Genomic DNA, 18,913 nt, shown 5'->3' with positions numbered 1-18,913 from the left:
GAGCGTTGTGCTGTGTTTGAATATTATTGTGCTAGTCGCTAGGAATAAAACATGCTTAAAAATATAGATCCTTTGCTAAATGGTGAATTACTCAAGGTGCTGCGCACTATGGGCCACGGTGATGACATTGTTCTGGTTGATCGTAACTTTCCTGCGGCGTCTGTTGCGGCTGGAAAACCGGTGATTCGTTTAGATGGCGTGAATGTGATTCAAGCGGCGGCGGCGATTTTATCGGTATTGCCGTTGGATACTTTTGTCGATCACCCTGTCACGCGCATGCAAGTGGTTGGCGAAGGCGAAGCTGTGATGCCAGAAGTGCAGCAGGAGTTTGCGGCGACATTGAGTGCTGTTGACAGTGACCATGCGGAAATGGGTTCGTTAGAACGCTTTGCTTTTTATGAAGCGGCGAAACAAGCGTTCGCGGTGGTTGTGACCGGTGAAGCAAGAGGGTACGGCTGCTTTTTATTGAAAAAAGGCGTGATCTTTTCTTAATAACGCTTGTAGAATTCAGTAATAAAAAAAATACAGGTTAGCTTTCGCTAGCCTGTATTTTTTGTTTTAAGTCACTTAACTTTTTCAAATAAACTTATTTAAAGGCTTACTTGAAAACTTACTTGAAAATATAACCATTCACCATGTTTTCCAGCATCTCTTGGCGACCAGAAACGGGTTTAGGGTCTATGCTGTTCTTCTCGGCGTATTCCGCAAGGTCTTGCAGTGTATGCTTGCCCGCCAAAATGTCCGCACCTAAGGTGTCGTTCCATTTTGCATAGCGTTGATCAACAAGGTTTGCGAGTTTTTCATCTTCGATCATTTTCACCGCGCGCTCTAATGACAACGCCAAGGTGTCCATCGCGCCAATATGACCGTGGAATAAATCTTCCAGATCCATGGATTGACGACGTAGCTTGGTATCAAACATGTAGCCGCCAGTTGTGAAACCACCTGATTTTAGAATCTCATAAGTGACAAGTGTGTATTCTTCGACACTGGTGGGGAATTGGTCTGTGTCCCAGCCGAGTTGCGCGTCGCCTTGGTTGGCGTCGACAGAACCAAGAATACCCAATGAACACGCTGTGGCGATTTCATGGTGGAAGCTGTGACCCGCCAAGGTCGCGTGGTTGGCTTCGATGTTGACCTTGATCTCTTTCTCAAGACCAAACTCTTTTAAGAAGCCATACACAGTCGCGGTATCGTAATCGTATTGATGTTTAGTCGGTTCTGCAGGCTTTGGCTCGATCAATAATGTGCCTTTAAAACCGATTTTGTATTTGTGCTCGACCACCATTTGCATGAAACGACCCAGCTGGGCGCGTTCGCGTTTTAGATCGGTATTCAATAAGGTTTCATAGCCTTCACGGCCACCCCATAGAACATAGTTTTGGCCGCCTAATGCTTTGGTCGCATTCATCGCATGAAACACCTGAGTGGCTGCGTAAGCGAAAATTTCAGGGTTAGGATTGGACGCGGCGCCAGACATGTATCTTGGGTTGGAAAACGCGTTGGCCGTTCCCCACAATAACTTGATGCCCGTGGCTTCTTGCTTGGCTTGCAAAACGTCGACCATTTGCGCAAAGTTATTAATGTATTCCTTGAGCGAGCGACCTTCTGGGCTGACATCCACATCGTGAAAACTGTAATAGGGAACGCCCAGTTTCGTGAAAAACTCAAAAGCAGCGTCGGCTTTCAGCTTGGCGGCTTCCATTTCGTTGGAAGGCTTGTACCAAGGGCGTTCAAACGTATTTGCACCGAATACGTCACTGCCTTGCCAGCAGAACGAGTGCCAATAACACACCGCTACGCGTAAATGCTCTGCCATGGTTTTACCCATTAGCATTTTGTTTGCATCGTAATGTTTGAAAGCAAAAGGGTTGCTTGAATTCGCCCCTTCGTATTTGACCAAAGGCACGGTTTTGAAAAATTCGTTCATCTTAGAACTCCTGACGGTTGTTATTTTTTATCCCTATGAATCATTGTTTTTTTGAGCGATTGCTTCAATTACGAAATTTTCTGAGCGCGTTATTGAATTTGTTGGGGGAGATTTTTTGATGGCTTCTGGGTCAATAGCTTTGCCCTGCTTGGGAGGGGTGTAATAAGATTAGGTAACAATCATTATGGAGGGCAAAGGAATGCCAGTTATTAGTCGTTTTTACGGTATCTTGATCGCTATGTATTTTAATGATCATAATCCACCACACTTCCATGCGAAGTATTCAAGATATGAAGTGTTATTCGCATTTGATGGAAGCATTTTTGAAGGAAATTTGCCAAAACGTGTATCTGTTTTTGTTCAAGAATGGATTGAAATACACCGATCAGAATTAGAAGATAATTGGTCTCGTGCGAAAGCGGGTGAACCTTTAAATAACATTGCCCCATTGGAGTAAACGATGTTGCATATTAAGTCCGCAAAATATTTATCAGGTTATAAACTGTGGGTTGTTTTTGACGATGGAACAGCGGGAGAAGTGGATTTAACCAATGAACTGAAGGGCTCGATGTTTGAACCACTTAAAGATTTAGCTGAGTTCCAGAATGTCTCTGTCGATCCAGAACTAGAGACGGTTGTTTGGCCGAACGGCGCGGATTTAGCACCTGAGTTTTTAAAGGCATTGCAGAGCAAGCAGAGTCAGTTGTGCTAAATACGAATTCCGAATAAATACCCCTAACAAACGGCAGTACCTGACAGTTTTTTTGCTATCACTTTTTTGTAAAAAGAGGCAAAAAAGCCAGTATCTAAAACCTTTTCGGTGAGCTGGGTGTTATCCCTTCACACAACTGGTTCGTTGATTGCCCGCCTTGAAAGGGGTTATCCAATGATGCGAGTTAGGCGCGTATTTTTAACGATTGCTTTTGCGCACGTAGTTCAATATTGAAATTGGTACGGTTTTTCTCACTGGAAAGCCTGCTATCTCTTTGCGATCGATGATGTGTTTTAAGCGGCTTTCGATGGCGCATAGGTTTTTAAAATCCCCCATGGCAACGAACGAAATAGCCTCACCCGATGCGCCCGCGCGGCCAGTTCGGCCAATGCGGTGGATGTATTCTTCTGGCTTAAAGGGTAAGTCGTAATTGACGACGCGACTCAATTCGCCAATGTCCAGACCACGGGCGGCGACGCCGGTTGCGACTAGGTATTTTAACTCGCCGGATTTAAATTGTGCCAAAATCTTTTCACGCATGGCTTGGCTTCTATCTCCGTGAATGGAGTCTGCTTTGATGCCGCGCTTTGCAAGTTGGTCGACAAGCTTGGCGGCGCCGTGTTTTTTCTCGATGAAGATAAGCGCCTGATCCCATTTTTGTTCATTAATCAAATGGCTCAATAGGGCAGATTTCGTGTCTTTATCAACGGTGATTAACCATTGCTTGATATTGGCAGCCGCACGAACATTGGGAGAAATAGAGATTTCAGCCGCTAGGTCGGTCATTTTGCTGTCTGAAAAATCATAGGCAAGGGCGCGGACGTCGTCGGTCATGGTGGCCGAGAACAATAAGTTCTGACGGTTTTCTGGTAGACGCTCGATGATTTTATTGATATCGCCGACAAACCCCATGTCGACCATTCTGTCGGCTTCGTCTAGTACCATGACTTTGAGTTCATCAAAATGCAGGGCACGCTGATGCGCTAAATCGAGTAATCTGCCCGGTGTGGCAACCAGAATATCAATGCCTTCAATTAAGCGCTCTTTTTGAGCTTCTGTGTCTACACCGCCATATATCGCCATCGAACTTAGGTTCAGATGTTTGGAATATTGGGCAACACTGGCTTCGACCTGTACGGCTAACTCACGAGTCGGTACAAGAATCAGCACGCGTATGCGTTTGCCGCGTAAAGTGCCAGCTTTACTGAATCGTTCTAGCAGTGGCAGTACAAAAGCCGCGGTTTTACCTGTTCCGGTTTGCGCCGTGGCAATTAAGTCTTTACCCGAAAGAATGACCGGGATTGCTTGTTTCTGGATGGGCGTTGGGGTTTTGTAACCCAGTTCGGTAATGGCTTGAACAAGAGGACGGGATAATCCTAGTTTTGCAAATGGCATAAGAGGCTCTGACAGAGTGTCGTAAGGTATCGAAAGAAAAGAGGCGGTAGTATAGCGTAAAAGTCGCTGGTCGTTGTTGGAATCTTGCCATTCGCTTTGCTTATTCATGTGATTGCCCCTGATGAAGCCGATGGCGAGGTAAATGCTGGTGTAATTTGAGCTGAATGTAAAAAAGGGGGTGGAAGCTCGGTGGGTATCGGCTATTATTTGCGTCAGTCAAAATCAATTTAAGGTCTTTGCTGGTGGCTAATACGGTAAAAGACCTTGGTTCTAATAGAGAAGATGTGAATAAATTGGACGCTAAAGAGGGTTGTTGGGTTGCGTGTTCCTATTGTCAGGGGCGCGGGAAACGCAGTCGAAGGTTGCGTAAAAAAGTACGCTTGCTTTACTTGAAGGAATTAAATGAATTTGAGCAAATGCAAGGAGAAGGACCCGCGCCTATTCGTCCTAAAGGGCACCTTGAACTGTGTTTGAAATGCTCTGGTTCGGGGTTGTTGCCTGCGGATCAGTTTCCTGTCGCGGATACCGAAAATTACCCTCATGTCGCTATTATTGGTGGCGGCATTGGTGGTGTGGCGTTGGCGGTGGCGTGTTTGCATCGTGGTATTCCTTTTACGCTTTATGAGCGAGACAGTGGCTTTGATGTTCGGTCTCAGGGCTATGGATTGACCTTGCAGCAGGCGAGTAAGGCGATTGAAGGCTTGGGGGTTTTCTCTTTAAAAGAAGGCGTGATTTCGACCCGACATTTGGTTCATACCCCGGAGGGCAAGGTTGTCGGTGAATGGGGAATGAGAAAGTGGGTGCACTCTGGTACGAAAACGGCGCCGAAGCGAACCAATGTTCATATTGCGCGTCAGTCGTTGCGTTTGGCTTTGCTTGATCAGTTAGGCGGTGAAAATGCGCTGCAATGGGGGCATCAGCTGGTTGATTTTAACGACGCTGAAGCAGGCGTCGATTTACGTTTTCAGGTGAATGGTGAGATAAAGCACGCCAAAGCGGACCTTGTGGTGGGCGCCGATGGTATTCGCAGTGTGGTACGTCGCTTGTTGATCACAGAAGAAACGACGCCATTGTGTTACCTAGGTTGCATCGTGATTCTGGGGATTTGTGCGTTGGCGGATCTTGAGGGTATTGAAAGCGATTTGTTGGATTCGGCGACGGTATTTCAGACGGCTAATGGCAATGAGCGTATTTATGTTATGCCTTATGCGGCCGATTCGGTGATGTGGCAGTTGAGCTTCCCCATGTCAGAAAGCGACGCTAAGGCGTTGAACGAGCAGGGCGCGCAAGCCCTTAAAGACGAAGCTTGTCGAAGAACTCAATGGCATTCCCCCATTCCGCAGATTTTAGCGGCTACGCCGTTGTCGTTGGTGTCGGGCTATCCCGTGTACGACCGTGCATTGCTTGAGCCTGACTGGTTGGCGCAAGCTGAAAAGGTGACCCTGATCGGCGATGCGGCTCATCCGATGAGTCCGTTTAAAGGTCAGGGGGCGAATCAAGCCTTGTTGGATGCGTTGGCCTTGGCTCGCAATATTGCGATAGGGTGCCGTTCTGCTTCTGAATGGCGGGAAGTCGGGGTGAGACAGGCTGTATTAAACGCTTTTGAAGCGGAAATGTTAGAACGCAGTGCGGTGAAGGTGAAAGATTCCGCCGCCGCCGCCGAGTTTTTGCATTCTGATATTGTGCTTTATGTGGGCGACGAGCCAAGAGGGCGGAACCTAAACAAAAACAATTCGTCCGATGACGTTGAGTAGAGAAATCATTTAATTACTAAGGCTGTAAATCGATACTATGACGAGAAAAATATTGAGTTTGAAAGGAAAGCGATCTTCTGACATGAACCCTGCTGAAGAGGTGGCCGAGGATGTGTTTGAGAGTGATCCACAAAAGCGCTTTCTCAATGGCGTCGCTATTCACCCTTCACCTTGTATTCGTTTGGCGACTCGTTCTGCGCAGTTGTCTATGCGAGCGATGGATTTGATTACGCCCATTGGTATGGGGCAACGAGGTTTGATTGTGGCGCCGCCAGGCTCCGGCAAAACGACGCTGTTGAAGCACATTTGTCAGGCGGTGGGTGATGCGTATCCAGACATCAAGCTGTATGCCTTGCTGATTGACGAGCGACCCGAAGAAGTGACGGATTTTAAACGTGGTGTGGCGGCTGAGGTGCATGCCTCGTCTTCTGATGAAAGTTATGCTCAACACGTTCGTGTGGCGGATGAGTTGCTTGATAAAGCTCGGGCACAAGCGGGGGAAGGGCATGATGTGATGATTGTGATTGACTCGCTGACTCGGCTTTCACGAGTTCACAACGCGGACCGCAAAAGCAGTGGTCGCACCATGTCGGGTGGGCTTGATACTCGGGCGCTGGAAATTCCCCGTAAGTTGTTTGGCGCGGCAAGAAAGATTGAGAACGGTGGGTCATTGACGATTCTTGCGACGATTTTGGTTGATACCGGCAGTCGTATGGATCAGGTTATTTTCGAAGAGTTTAAAGGCACGGGCAATATGGAAATTGTATTGTCACGGGAGGTGGCGAGCCATCGGATTTTTCCCGCTATTGATATTGCGAAAAGCAGTACGCGCCGTGAGGAGTTGCTGATTGATAGCAAAGACCTCGAAAAGGTGCGAGCCCTGCGACGGTCTCTAACTCATCTTCAACCGATAGATGGGGCGAGTAAGCTGGTGGAATTGTTGGAAACATACCCAACCAATGCCGAGTTGTTGAAGCATTTCGTTCCTAGTTAGGCTGATTATCTGACCGCCTTAGGTTAAAGGCGGGTCATTACTAATTAAGGCGACTTTTTTATCTAAGTGTTGAGTTTCTTTTGTCTTTATTTCAGGTGCCTTTATTTCAGGTGCCTTTATCTCAGGTTTTGAAGCCATTTTTTCAGAAGGATGAGTCACCCCAGTGAATTTCCCACCAGGCTCAATGCTCAGATTGTCGCTGTAAACTATGCCGCTGACTCGTCCATTGCTCAAAATATCAACATGATTTGCATGGCAAGTGCCTTCAAAGCTGCCATTAACGATGAGGCGTTCGGTAATGATTTCGCCTAGTACGTTGCCAGATTCACTGATTTTTAGTTGATTGGCTACTTCTATTTGACCTTCAACATGGCCATCAATTTGTAGGTAATTCTCTACTTTAAGGTGCCCGTTAATTGAACAGCCTGCTGCGATGAGAGTTGTAGTTGTTGACTGACTCTTGTTTCTATTTTGCCCACTAAAGATTCCCACTGTATTCCTCCCACTCTTGCGAAAATTGTATCAAAGTTGTCGACATGCCAATCCAGAAATGGCTTGGGGTCTAATGCTCGTCCTATAAACCTGATTTCATAGTGCAAATGCGGTCCTGACGTGAGGCCGCTGTTACCTGAATAGGCGATCAAATCACCCTTTTTTACAAAGTCCCCACGACTAACGGCGAATTTGTTTAAATGAGAGTACGAGCTGGAGAAGCCGTATCCGTGTAATAAACGCAAAAAATTGCCTGAACCTTTGTTGCTTGGTCGTATCACTTCTACTGTGCCATCAGCTGGCGCGTAGATGGGGGTTCCTGTGTTCACCGCAAAGTCTTGTCCTCGATGGAACTTTTTTATACCAAGGACTGGGTGTTGTCGCTCGCCATAGCTAGAAGAGGTTCGGGCGTTTTTTACCGGAGCGCCGCTCGGTATTTGCGTTAACATGGCCACCCGCATGGAAGAGTTCATGGTGGCGGTGTCTAGCCGAGATTTAAGTTCGACATTGTTTTGGTCGCCCATGCCCAATACTTTTTCCAGGTCGTCCAGCCGGTCGGCAACCACGAGCATGCGCTCTTCACGTTCTGATAAATCTTGCTCTAGACTTATTTTTAAGGCGGTAAGCGAGGTTAATTCTTTGGTTAATGAGGAAGACTTATTTTCTAGCTCAAGCAATTTAAGTTTTGATGATTCCGCATCGTTCACTAAGTAATAAATGATGCCTGCGGTGAGCAAAATAACAATAAAAATCGTATAGCTAATAAATTTAGCCGTATGGCGTGTTTTTTTACCAAAACTAAAGTGCTTTGTCCCATGAATTGAAGAAACGGATACCGTTATATTGTCTTTCATTGTAATTGTTTATTTACCCGAATCATCGTCTTCTTTAAGTCCATTACCCATAGTATCTACTTTTGTATACTTTTGTATACTCTCGCCTAGCGTCATTTTGTGTTTATACGCTGACGGTAGGTTTATGTAAAAGCGGTTTAAGGTCAATGGTGCTTTTATTATTCAGCAATAACGCTGCAGTTTCGGCCTTGGCGCTTGGCTTGATAGAGAGCGGTGTCCGCTGTTTTGAGGGCTGTTTTTATGCTGTTGTCACTGTCGGCATCCCAAAACGAGATGCCTAAGGATACGGTGATTTTTCCTGCAGTGGGCATATTAAATGCTGCTATTTCTATGCGCACTTTCTCTGCGTGTCGATACGCTAGGTGGGGCGATGTGGCGGGTAATAAAATGAGAAATTCTTCTCCCCCGTTACGACACAATATGGCTTTGGTGTTTGAGCTGCGACGTATAATGGCCGATAAGTTCTGTAGAACCTCATCGCCCACATCGTGTCCAAATGTATCGTTTACTAATTTAAAATGGTCAATGTCCAGCGCAATAATAGCGAAGCTGAGTTTTTGCTCTTCCCATTGGCTTAACACGCTTTCTAAGCCTCTACGGTTGTAAAGTTGGGTTAGTGGGTCGGTATAGCTGTCTTCATTGAGCTGATAGATTTTGCTATTTAATGTGCTTAGTCCCCGTAACGTTGCTTGTTTTAATTCGAATGCTTCAAAGTACCATGCTTTAATTTGATTGATGTTATGTTCAGCATCACTTTTGTCCATATCTTTAGCGTGGTCTGCCAAGGCTTGTAGCGGTTTAGTGATGTAACGGCTGGCGAGCCAAATTAACAGCAGGGTTAAAAGCAATATGGGCAAGCTTCTGAGGACAACTTCCATAAGTTGTATGTCGAGTTCCGCCATGGAATTTTCAAAAGGGCGCTGCGCTACGATCCCCCATCCTGCTCGCTCAATATGGGCATAGCCTGCGATCATTGGAATGCCTAATGAGTTAACGACTATGCTACTGCCCCATTGGCCGTCTACAGCAGCATTTAGTACCGGGTTATTTTCAATGTGTTGACCAATACGGTGTTGATCGTGATGATAAATAATTTCTCGTTGTCGGCTTACAACGTATAAATACGACCCATCGTTGTAAGGATGTTGTCCGAGTAATTTAAAAAACATATTGTCTTGATTCAAGTAAATGGTACCGGCAATGTAGCCGAGGTAATCACCGTTTTCGTGGTAAATAGGGTGTGAAACGCTGGCCAAATATCGACCAGTAGGAGCAATAAATGGGTCGGTAACTAGAGGTTTGCGAGTGTTGAAGGATTGGCGTGCGCCATCTGACAAAGTATTCCCTTTCACCGGAATAGTGAGAGGGAATATAGCGGCGACAATGGCTTTGGAGTTCACAATGGAGACAGAGTTAAAATAATTAGACTGCTGGAAGAGCCTTTTTACTTCTTCGTTCAATAGTGCTTCGTTGGTAAAGTCTTTGGCCAACACCGCCGCGCTATACGCTAATTGTTTTTGTGAGCTTTCTAAGGAATTATTGGTGGTTTCTGCCAGTTTGGCTGCATACACTCGGTTGGCTTCTAGCGTCGAGTCTATTAGTCGCTGTTTTTGAACTTGGTAGGTGGTGTAATAGCTATTGGCAAAAGTGAATAAGACGGCTAATACCGTTAGTAATAAAAAGAGTTTTTGTAGATTTAAACGAAACAACTCAACTCTCCTGTACAGAGCATCACTTCCTGCCAGTAGATAGGAGAGCTTAAGGTTTTGGGCGATATAAAAAACGCCTGTATGTTAACAAATTCTAATGTAAACAAGCAGTGAGAAACTTTGTTATTACGTAGTGAATTGTTAACCCATTGTTAACCTAGTTTGTTTCTCTATCAGTCTGATAGAGAGAAGAGACAAGATAGGGCTTGTTTTTGCTATAAATCGAAATGATAATGGTTATTCTTACTATTTGATTTTTTGGAGTACTTTGTGACTTTTACCTTGCCTACTTTACCCTATGCCTACACAGCGTTAGCGCCGCATATCGATGCGTTAACCATGGAAATCCATCATAGTCGACATCACCAGACGTATGTAAATGGTCTAAATGCGGCTTTAGAGGGGAGCGCTTATACGAATTGGCCTGTTGAGCGTTTATTGCTTGATATTAAGACATTGCCAGAAAACTTGCAGGGGGCGGTGCGTAACCATGGCGGTGGTCATGCGAATCATAGTCTGTTTTGGTTGGTCATGTCACCAGAGGGCGGTGGCGAACCCAAAGGGCCATTGGCGGAAGCCATTCAGCAAAGTTTTGGCAGTTTTGACGCGTTTAAGCAGCGCTTTATTCAGGCCGCGCTGAGTCGATTTGGCAGTGGCTGGGCTTGGTTGGTGAAAGATTCACAAGGCGAGTTGCAGGTTACTAGTAGCGCCAATCAAGACAGTCCGTTAATGGATGGATTAACGCCCATATTAGGGTTAGATGTGTGGGAGCATGCCTATTATTTGCAGTATCAGAATAAGCGCCCAGACTATGTGGCGGCTTTTTTTAATGTTGTTAATTGGCCGCAAGTGGCTTTGTGGTATCAGGAGTCAGCATGAAGTTATTTTTGTTGCCATGGCTGCCGCGGTTTGGTGTTCGTAAGCTAATAGGAAGCACGATTTTATTATTGGGGGCTTATACCGCGCTGGAGCAGTTTGTTTTGCTGCTTCAACAGCACTCTCATGTGCGCTATGCCTTCTATGCTGGTGCTATCGCGGCGGCGGCAACGGCCGCAGGCGCATTGCCCGCCTTATTTCTACATCATTTATCGCAAAAATTGCATGATGTGATGCTAGGGTTTGGGGCGGGGGTGATGCTGGCGGCTTGCATGTTTTCGTTGATTATTCCGGCTTTGGCGTTGCTAACGGATAGTGGTGCGACGGCTTGGTATGGCTCTGGCAGTGTAGGATTGGCTATTTTGCTGGGCGGTGCTTTTATGTTGTTGTTAGAGCGTCTGGTGCCACATGAGCATTTTATTAAAGACGAAGATCGTTTGCATGGTCAAACTTTGCGACGTAGCTGGTTGTTTGTGTTCGCTATTGCTTTGCACAATATTCCAGAAGGCTTGGCCATCGGGGCGTCTTTCGCCAGTGGTGATATTTTGGCGGCAACGGCCTTGGCGACAGGGATTTCAATACAAGATATTCCTGAAGGTCTGGTGGTGGCCATGGCTCTGTTAGCGGTGGGGTATGGTCGAATACTGGCGGTGACGATTGCGGTTCTATCCGGATTAACGGAGCCTGTTATGGCGGTGATTGGCGCAGCGCTGTTGGGAGAGTCTAGTCTGCTGTTACCTTGGGGCTTGGCACTGGCTGCTGGGGCTATGTTGTTTGTGATCAGCCATGAAATGATCCCAGAGTCCCATCGTCAGGGACATGAGCTTGCGGCAACGAAAGGCCTGATGTTAGGGTTCGTTTTGATGATGTTGCTTGACACGGCATTGGGGTAATAGCGTCATCATCGCGCCGCCAAACAGTGATGGTTGAAAGCGACGTTTTTGAGGTCTGACTTTTCTGATTTCTGTAGGCGCATAACGCGTCCTTTTTTCTGTATAATGGCTATCAGTCCTGATTCACTATTAGGCTTGCCACTTCGTGTAGAAATCTGATTGTTGGTATTCGAATTTAACTTGGAACGATAAACGTATGAATAGTACTCCTGCACACAAACCTCGCCCAATGGTCGATCTTATTGTTAGTGTTATTTTACCGTCTTTTATTTTGATGAAGCTAAGCGGTGAAGATAAATTAGGCGTGAGTGGCGGCCTTATTCTTGCGCTTGCTTTTCCACTTGGTTGGGGGCTTTTTGAGCTAGTCAAATACAGAAAATTTAATTTCATTGCGTTATTGGGCTTGGTGAGTGTTTTGCTGACAGGCAGTATTGGTCTGTTTGAACTTGATAATAAATGGTTGGCGATCAAAGAAGCGGCTATTCCTGCTGTGATAGGACTTGCTGTGCTGGTATCTACTTTTACGCCTTATCCTTTGGTGAGAGCCTTGTTGTTTAACGCGGCTATTATGGATGTAGAGGTTATCCAAAAGAAGTTAGAAGAGAACAACAGCGTTGCGGCTTTTGAAGATAAGCTAATGAAGGCCACCTATTTTGTTGCCGGGTCTTTTGCCTTTTCCGCCACGATGAATTACATACTCGCTAAATGGATTGTGACCAGTCCAGCAGGCACGGCCGCTTTCAATGAAGAGCTGGGTCAGATGACATTGTATAGTTATCCGATGATTGCCATTCCCTCTATGGTGATGATGATGGCGATCTTTTATTACTTGTGGCGCAGCATTCACAAAGCTACGGGCTTGAAGTTAGAAGATTTAATGGTGAAGAAATAAAGTAAGGTCATCATGCGCCTAGATAAGTTTATTTGTAAAAGCACCGAGTTATGTAAACACCAAGCGATCCAATGTATTTTGGCTGGGGAGGTGAGTGTTAATGGCAAGCTTGTGACCAATGAAGCGACTCAGGTGCATGAAAACAATACGGTGCTGTTGAGTGGTAGTAAGCTGAAGGCGCGCGATTTTCGTTATATTTTGATGAATAAACCCGCGTCGACGGTCTGTTCTAATATCGATGAAGTCTACCCATCCTTGTTCAACTATTTGCCTGTGGATAGCGTTTCAGAGCTGCACATTGCTGGTCGCTTGGATGCCGATACGACAGGTTTGGTGTTGATCACTGATGACGGGCGCTGGTCCTTTTATATTACACAGCCGCGCCATGATTGCGCTAAAGTGTATCGTGTTCGGTTGTCTCGAGACATCCCCCCAGAATCAGCCAATGATTTAGTCATGCAATTTGAACGTGGCTTACCGCTTCAAGGTGAGAAGCGGTTAACACGACCCGCCAAATTAAACATTATTGCTCCGAAAGAAGTGCTTTTAACCATCACGGAAGGCAAATTTCATCAAGTAAAACGCATGTTTGCCGCCGTTGGTAATAAAGTGGTGAGCTTGCATCGAGAGCAAATCGGCGATATTTGCCTTGATGTTGACGTTGGGCAATGGCGTTTTTTGTCAAAGAATGAGGTAGAGTCTTTCATTACTAAGTCAATTAATTGAGGTCAAAGCGATGACAGCGAAGCGTATATTGTTCACAGGTGGATCAGGAAAAGCGGGAAGACATGCGGTTGCGTATCTTCTAGACCAAGGTCATCGAGTGCTTAATGTTGACTTGGTGCCTTTGGATCACCCGCGCGTCGATAATCTTATTGCCGATATTACCGATTCCGGCCAAATGTTTAACGCCATGAGTTCCTATGCCGGTTTTGATGAATTAGAGCCTGGTACTGGGGTGCCAACATTTGATGCCGTGGTGCATTTTGCCGCCGTACCAAGAATCTTGATCAACCCAGATAATGAAACCTTTCGAGCGAATACCCTAGGAACCTACAACGTTATTGAGGCTGCGGTGAAGCTTGGCATTAAAAAGGTGATTATTGCCTCGTCTGAGACCACGTACGGTATCTGTTTTTCAGATGGTCAAACCAATCCGCATTGCTTGCCGTTAGAAGAGGATTACGATGTTGATCCTATGGACAGCTACGGATTATCTAAGGTGGTGAACGAAAAAACCGCGCGCAGTTTCCAACGTCGTTCAGGCATTGATATTTACGCCCTGCGCATTGGTAATGTGATAGAGCCACATGAATACGCGGAGCTGTTTCCGAACTATTTCGAAAACCCTGAAGTGCGTCGCAGAAATGCCTTTTGTTACATTGACGCCCGTGATCTGGGGCAAATTGTTGACTTATGCTTGCAAAAAGACGGTTTAGGTTTCCAACTCTTTAACGCTGGTAATGATCACAATGGCGCGATTATTCCTACCCAACAATTAGCCGAGCGCTTTTATCCTAATGTGCCAATGACTCGTGAAATGGGCGAGCACGAGGCCTTGTTTTCGAACCGTAAAATCCGCGAAGTGCTAGGATTTAAAGAGCAACATAACTGGCGTAAATATGTTGAAGCGCCAAGTGAGTGATGTTTGTCATTAATTTGCTAACGAAAAATGGCGTCTTATCTTAGGCGCTTTTTTTTTGGTGTTTTTTTTTGGTGTTTTTTTTGGAGTGTTTTTTTTGGTTCTTTTTGGTGCGATCCATTGTTTATAGATGGTGCATTTGTGCTATTTTTGTTTATATATATGATTTATAAGTATTTAATGGATTGTTTTTCCGCATTATAATTGACATAGTCAAGAGCGGTAAATTGTACCGACCCGCAATAATGCACGAAAAATCCATTGTTTTGATAAGATAATTCGTCTGTTTTCTATAAATTCTCTGGTTTATTCCATGCATAACACTTCAAAAATCTAGCAGCATTGACTGTTTTTCAGCAAAACTAACAGGTCAATATTACGATTTTAAGTATTTTCCATATAATCTACGGCACCAATTTGGAGCGATAGGTTATTTGTCTTGGTTGTTAAATTTGCTAACGACGATGATGAACCCGCTCAATTAAGCATCAAGAGCATGAGTTGTCCCCACTTTTTTCCTTATATAACGAGTGTCGTCACAACATCACTCAGTGAAGCAGTGTGATTAAAACACTTAGAAAGTACCCATGCCGTTATTATCTGATGATTAATAAAATGGAAACAATATTTTGACTACTAACTAGGAATCAATATTCTATGACTTATGTTCATCAAACCATTTCTGACTTGAAACGTACCAGTCCTGCTCAATCTGAATTTTACCAAGCGGTAGAAGAGGTGCTGGACTCACTTGGACCCGTGTTAGAAGGCAATGATCGCTATCAAAAACAAGCGATAATACAACGTATCGTTGAGCCTGAACGTCAAATTATGTTTCGTGTGCCTTGGGTAGATGACAAGGGTAATATTCAAGTCAATAAAGGTTACCGTGTTGAATTTAACTCTGCACTTGGCCCCTATAAAGGCGGCTTACGTTTTCATCCTAGTGTTAATGCCAGCATCATTAAATTTTTAGGCTTCGAACAAATCTTTAAAAATGCGTTAACAGGGTTGCCTATTGGTGGCGGTAAAGGCGGCGCTAACTTCGATCCTAAAGGCCGTTCCGATGGCGAGATTATGCGTTTTTGCCAATCATTTATGACCGAATTATATCGACATATTGGCCCAACCACGGATGTTCCTGCGGGTGATATCGGCGTTGGCGCACGAGAAATTGGCTATATGTTTGGACAATACAAACGTTTGACTGGCCGTTATGAAGGCGTGCTGACCGGGAAAAGTTTGCTTTGGGGTGGTTCTTTAGTTCGTAAGGAAGCAACAGGTTACGGCGCAGTGTATTTTGCTCAGTATATGCTAGAGGCTCGTGGCGGCTTGTTGGAAGGTAAAAAGTGCCTAATTTCAGGGGCAGGTAATGTTGCTATTTATACGATTGAAAAGCTTTATCAGCTTGGTGCGATACCGGTTAGTTGTTCGGATTCACGTGGCACGATTTATCATCAGGCAGGCATCGATCTTGATTTGTTAAAAGAATTAAAAGAAGTGCGTGGCGTCAGCTTGGTTGAGTATTTACAAAAGCATAGTGATGCTCAATACATTCCAAAGTCGGATTATCCAGCGGACGGTCATGCTGTATGGCGCTTTAAAGCGGATGCCGCTTTTCCTTGTGCTACACAGAATGAACTGACGTTAGAAGACGCTCAGGCATTGTTGGCCAATGGTTGTGTCGTTGTGAGTGAAGGCGCGAACATGCCATCTACTCAAGCGGCGGTGGATGCCTTTATTGAGGCGAACATCGCGTATGGTCCAGGCAAGGCCGCTAATGCTGGTGGGGTTGCTACTAGCCAGTTAGAAATGGCACAAAATGCGAGCATGCAAAACTGGACGTTTGAGCAGGTGGATGACAAGCTGAAAGTGATCATGAAAAATATTTTCAATGCAGCGAATGATACTGCTATAGAGTTTGGTCAACCTGGTAACCTTGTATTAGGTGCGAATATCGCGGGCTTTAGACGCGTCGCAGAAGCCATGATTGAGCAGGGTGTTGTATAGCTTTGCTATCGTCCCAACCTAAAGAAACGGCTTTTATTGAGAGGTCGTTGATGTATTTTTTTGGAGGGGGCAATTAGGTTTGTCGTTAGCTTAGTGATGGGGACTACCGCCACGCCAGACAGGGATGTTGGCTGGCGTGGCGGTAGTCCCCTTTTTATTGCTTTGGGTTAATCCCAGTTGATCTCGGCAAGGGATTCAAAACTTGGGCGAGCGAAGTAGTAACCTTGAAACAGATGAAGCCCCATTTCTTGTAATGTATGGTATTCAGCTTTTGTTTCGACACCTTCCACGACCACGAGCATGTTAAGTTCGTTAAATAAGTTTACTAAATTACGTACAATGATTTGGCGCTTTTTGTCTTGATCGATGTTTTTGATCAATGCCATGTCGATTTTGGTAATGTCGGTTTTTAGGTCCGCAAGTTGATTTAGACCATTAAACCCAGAGCCGAAATCATCCGTTGCAGTAAGAAAGCCTTGTTGCTGATAGTGCTGGATGATGGATTCTAAGTGGCTGCTGTCGGTGATTTGTTCGTTTTCGGTGAATTCGAAAATGATTTTTTCTTTGGGAAAATGGTATTCTTCGGCCGCGTTTAGCGTGGTTCGGATGCAGAGTTCAGGCTTATATACGGCATTCGGTAAAAAATTGATACTGAGAAAGCTGTGCTGGTGAATATTCAGTTTGGCCGCTAATTTGATTGCTTTGACGCGGCAGCTTTGGTCAAAACGATAGCGGTTCGTGTCGTTGACGTTTTGGAAAACGTGAAAAGCGCCTTCTTGGTTTAAGCCTCGAACGAGGGCTTCTTGAGCGAAGACGGTTTTAGTTTGGCTGTTAATGATTGGCTGAAATGCCATGGTGAAGTCAAAACCTAAGTCACAGCCAGTTGAGCATTCTGTGCAACCTAGTTTTCGAAAGTCTTTTTGTTTCATGTCATCTATTCTCTTTTCTTCTTGCTGTAATATGACAAAAAATAAGCCTACCCATACGAGTTAGGTTACTTTCCAATGCTGTGACTTTGCCAGTCAAACCGTGGCTTTATAGTTTTAGACAATAGAGCTTTTGGGCTTTATTTTCCAGTCTTGCATGGCGTATTGACTAATATTATGTATTTTTAAAGTGGTGAAATAAGAGTGAATACAGTGATAGCAGGGTTGCCAATTTTATTATTAATGTGGGCAATGACAAAGCGTAATGCGATACCCTCTCATATTGCCTTGCCCGTCACGGCGCTGTTAATTGCCTTGATTCAGTGGCTTTTGTTTGAAGCGGACCTTGTGTTGTTAATGGCGAATGTGGTGGCGGGTATCTTGTCTGTGCTGACGCCGATTTCGATTGTGGCTGGCGCTATTTTGTTGAACCGGGTGTTGCATTTTTCTGGTGCTGAAGCCGTGTTGAGCCAGTGGCTAAAAAGCATCAGCCGTAACAAAGTGGCTCAGTTGATGATCATTGGTTGGGCGTTTGCCTTTATGATTGAAGGCGCATCAGGTTTTGGTACGCCAGCGGCGATTGCGGCGCCTATTTTAGTCGGTTTAGGCTTTCCTGCTATTCCTGTGGCGATTTTTGCATTAGTGATGAACTCTGTGCCTGTGTCTTTTGGGGCGGTCGGGACGCCCATTTGGTTTGGTTTGTCGGGCTTATCATTGTCCGAGACACAGCTTATGGAGATCGCTAGGCAAACGGCTTTATTGAACAGTATCGCGGCCTTGGTGATTCCTTTTATTGCGTTGAGATTTTTGCTTGGATGGCAGGAAATTCGACACAATGCCGGTTTTATTTTGCTGAGCGTGCTTTCTTGTACGCTGCCTTATATGTTGTTTGCGCAATGGAACTATGAATTTCCGGCACTCATCGGTGGTGCGATTGGGTTGGCATTAAATGTGTGGTTAGCGAAAAAACGCATCGGCTTATCTGTGTCTACAGAAGTTGAATTGCCTGACAGAGTGATGAAAACCCGTAGTGTGGTGAAGGTTTTTGTACCCTTTGCTTTATTGATTGTTATTTTGATTGTCACGCGTGTGCCACAGTGGGGAATAAAGGAGGTGCTCAATACCATGTCGCCATTGTGGGGATGGCAATTGGGTGCGGCGGAGTTTGAAATAAGCAAAGCCTTAGTGCTAAGCCTTAATAATATCTTGGGGACGGGAGTGAGTTGGCAATATAAAAGTCTGTATGTTCCCGCCGTGATTCCGTTTCTGCTGGTGGTATTGGTGTGTGTGCCTTTATTTGGTATGTCACGGACATTGGTTATGGCTTCGTTACGAGACACAGGGCAGCGTTTGCTTTTGCCTATGGTGTCTTTGATGGGGGCGTTGGTCATGGTGAACTTGATGATGCAAGGCGGCAGTCAAGCGCCTATGCTGTTGTTGGCTCAAGCTTTTGCTGGATGGTTGGGTGATAGTTGGGGTTACGCGGCGGCGCTGCTTGGCGCGCTTGGGTCGTTCTTTTCTGGCTCGGCAACTGTATCGAATTTAACCTTTGGTGGGATTCAGCTAGGCATTGCTGAAAAAGTAGGCTTGCCTATTACCTTGGTTTTGGCGCTGCAGTCGGCAGGCGCAGCGATGGGAAACATGGTGTGTATTAATAACATTATTGCGGTATCGACGATTTTGGGCGTAAGCAACAAAGAAGGCTTTATTATCAAGCGAACCATTATCCCGATGTTGGCTTATGCGTTGGTGGCGGCGTTGTTTTCGCTGGTGTGGCTGCATTAATATATTGATGTTGATAATCAATCTCGTTATCATTTGATGGTTTATTATA

General features: G+C 45.3%; 18 protein-coding genes. 12 read left to right on the top strand and 6 right to left on the bottom strand.

Going from position 1 to position 18,913, the window contains the following annotated elements; all coding sequences use genetic code 11:
• The first annotated feature begins 51 nt into the window (after nucleotides 1–51).
• Nucleotides 52–492 (top strand): RbsD/FucU family protein, encoded by a 441-nt coding sequence (locus tag J8N69_RS16885; RefSeq protein WP_168822204.1) that lies wholly within the window; start codon nucleotides 52–54, stop codon nucleotides 490–492.
• A gap of 118 nt (nucleotides 493–610) precedes the next feature.
• Here J8N69_RS16885 and xylA read toward each other — a convergent pair whose 3' ends face one another.
• Entirely contained in the window at nucleotides 611–1,930 is a 1,320-nt protein-coding gene (gene xylA, locus J8N69_RS16880) for a xylose isomerase (RefSeq protein WP_168822205.1), read from the bottom strand.
• A gap of 199 nt (nucleotides 1,931–2,129) precedes the next feature.
• Here xylA and J8N69_RS16875 point away from each other — a divergent pair, with 199 nt between their 5' ends.
• Together J8N69_RS16875 and J8N69_RS16870 are read left to right on the top strand one after the other, a co-directional pair.
• Nucleotides 2,130–2,387 carry a DUF4160 domain-containing protein gene (locus J8N69_RS16875; RefSeq protein ID WP_168822206.1) on the top strand — a complete coding sequence of 86 codons (258 nt, stop codon included), beginning with the start codon at nucleotides 2,130–2,132 and terminating at the stop codon, nucleotides 2,385–2,387.
• Between the two features lie 3 nt (nucleotides 2,388–2,390).
• Nucleotides 2,391–2,642, top strand: a complete 252-nt coding sequence (locus J8N69_RS16870) for a DUF2442 domain-containing protein (protein WP_168822207.1) — start codon at nucleotides 2,391–2,393, stop codon at nucleotides 2,640–2,642.
• A gap of 198 nt (nucleotides 2,643–2,840) precedes the next feature.
• Here J8N69_RS16870 and J8N69_RS16865 read toward each other — a convergent pair whose 3' ends face one another.
• Nucleotides 2,841–4,037 carry a DEAD/DEAH box helicase gene (locus J8N69_RS16865; protein WP_168822423.1) on the bottom strand — a complete coding sequence of 399 codons (1,197 nt, stop codon included), beginning with the start codon at nucleotides 4,035–4,037 and terminating at the stop codon, nucleotides 2,841–2,843.
• Between the two features lie 242 nt (nucleotides 4,038–4,279).
• Here J8N69_RS16865 and J8N69_RS16860 point away from each other — a divergent pair, with 242 nt between their 5' ends.
• Nucleotides 4,280–5,791, top strand: coding sequence for an FAD-dependent oxidoreductase (locus tag J8N69_RS16860; RefSeq protein ID WP_227803920.1), 1,512 nt, complete (start codon nucleotides 4,280–4,282; stop codon nucleotides 5,789–5,791).
• 37 nt (nucleotides 5,792–5,828) lie between these two features.
• On the top strand, nucleotides 5,829–6,785 hold the full coding sequence (gene rho, locus J8N69_RS16855; protein WP_168822208.1) for a transcription termination factor Rho: 957 nt from the start codon (nucleotides 5,829–5,831) through the stop codon (nucleotides 6,783–6,785).
• A gap of 18 nt (nucleotides 6,786–6,803) precedes the next feature.
• Here the strand turns inward: rho and J8N69_RS16850 are convergent, their stop codons facing one another.
• The 3 genes from J8N69_RS16850 to J8N69_RS16840 form a co-directional block, all read right to left on the bottom strand.
• Complete coding sequence (locus J8N69_RS16850; RefSeq protein ID WP_168822209.1) at nucleotides 6,804–7,277, bottom strand: bactofilin family protein; 474 nt, start codon at nucleotides 7,275–7,277, stop codon at nucleotides 6,804–6,806.
• Nucleotides 7,181–8,131, bottom strand: coding sequence for a M23 family metallopeptidase (locus tag J8N69_RS16845; protein WP_168822210.1), 951 nt, complete (start codon nucleotides 8,129–8,131; stop codon nucleotides 7,181–7,183). The genes J8N69_RS16850 and J8N69_RS16845 overlap by 97 nt, the downstream gene beginning before the upstream one ends.
• A 158-nt stretch (nucleotides 8,132–8,289) precedes the next feature.
• On the bottom strand, nucleotides 8,290–9,840 hold the full coding sequence (locus J8N69_RS16840) for a sensor domain-containing diguanylate cyclase (protein ID WP_168822211.1): 1,551 nt from the start codon (nucleotides 9,838–9,840) through the stop codon (nucleotides 8,290–8,292).
• Nucleotides 9,841–10,110: 270 nt separating this feature from the next.
• Here J8N69_RS16840 and J8N69_RS16835 point away from each other — a divergent pair, with 270 nt between their 5' ends.
• From J8N69_RS16835 to gdhA, 6 genes are all read left to right on the top strand, one after another.
• Entirely contained in the window at nucleotides 10,111–10,719 is a 609-nt protein-coding gene (locus J8N69_RS16835) for a superoxide dismutase (protein WP_168822212.1), read from the top strand.
• Entirely contained in the window at nucleotides 10,716–11,609 is an 894-nt protein-coding gene (locus J8N69_RS16830) for a ZIP family metal transporter (protein ID WP_168822213.1), read from the top strand. The genes J8N69_RS16835 and J8N69_RS16830 overlap by 4 nt, the downstream gene beginning before the upstream one ends.
• A 196-nt stretch (nucleotides 11,610–11,805) precedes the next feature.
• Nucleotides 11,806–12,501 carry a VC0807 family protein gene (locus J8N69_RS16825; RefSeq protein ID WP_168822214.1) on the top strand — a complete coding sequence of 232 codons (696 nt, stop codon included), beginning with the start codon at nucleotides 11,806–11,808 and terminating at the stop codon, nucleotides 12,499–12,501.
• 12 nt (nucleotides 12,502–12,513) lie between these two features.
• Complete coding sequence (locus J8N69_RS16820) at nucleotides 12,514–13,227, top strand: pseudouridine synthase (RefSeq protein WP_168822215.1); 714 nt, start codon at nucleotides 12,514–12,516, stop codon at nucleotides 13,225–13,227.
• A gap of 10 nt (nucleotides 13,228–13,237) precedes the next feature.
• Nucleotides 13,238–14,146, top strand: a complete 909-nt coding sequence (locus tag J8N69_RS16815) for an NAD-dependent epimerase/dehydratase family protein (protein ID WP_168822216.1) — start codon at nucleotides 13,238–13,240, stop codon at nucleotides 14,144–14,146.
• Between the two features lie 654 nt (nucleotides 14,147–14,800).
• Nucleotides 14,801–16,153: an NADP-specific glutamate dehydrogenase gene (gene gdhA, locus J8N69_RS16810; RefSeq protein ID WP_168822217.1), complete on the top strand. Its 1,353-nt coding sequence runs from the start codon at nucleotides 14,801–14,803 to the stop codon at nucleotides 16,151–16,153.
• Nucleotides 16,154–16,320: 167 nt separating this feature from the next.
• Here the strand turns inward: gdhA and J8N69_RS16805 are convergent, their stop codons facing one another.
• Complete coding sequence (locus J8N69_RS16805) at nucleotides 16,321–17,082, bottom strand: EAL domain-containing protein (RefSeq protein WP_168822218.1); 762 nt, start codon at nucleotides 17,080–17,082, stop codon at nucleotides 16,321–16,323.
• Nucleotides 17,083–17,283: 201 nt separating this feature from the next.
• Here J8N69_RS16805 and J8N69_RS16800 point away from each other — a divergent pair, with 201 nt between their 5' ends.
• The gene (locus J8N69_RS16800; protein ID WP_168822219.1) at nucleotides 17,284–18,864 is read left to right on the top strand and encodes an L-lactate permease; all 1,581 of its coding nucleotides are present in this window, start codon (nucleotides 17,284–17,286) and stop codon (nucleotides 18,862–18,864) included.
• The last annotated feature ends 49 nt before the right edge of the window (nucleotides 18,865–18,913 follow it).

This window comes from Marinomonas profundi (assembly GCF_020694005.1).
GTDB lineage: Bacteria > Pseudomonadota > Gammaproteobacteria > Pseudomonadales > Marinomonadaceae > Marinomonas > Marinomonas profundi.
This window is presented reverse-complemented; position numbering and strand designations above follow the sequence as displayed.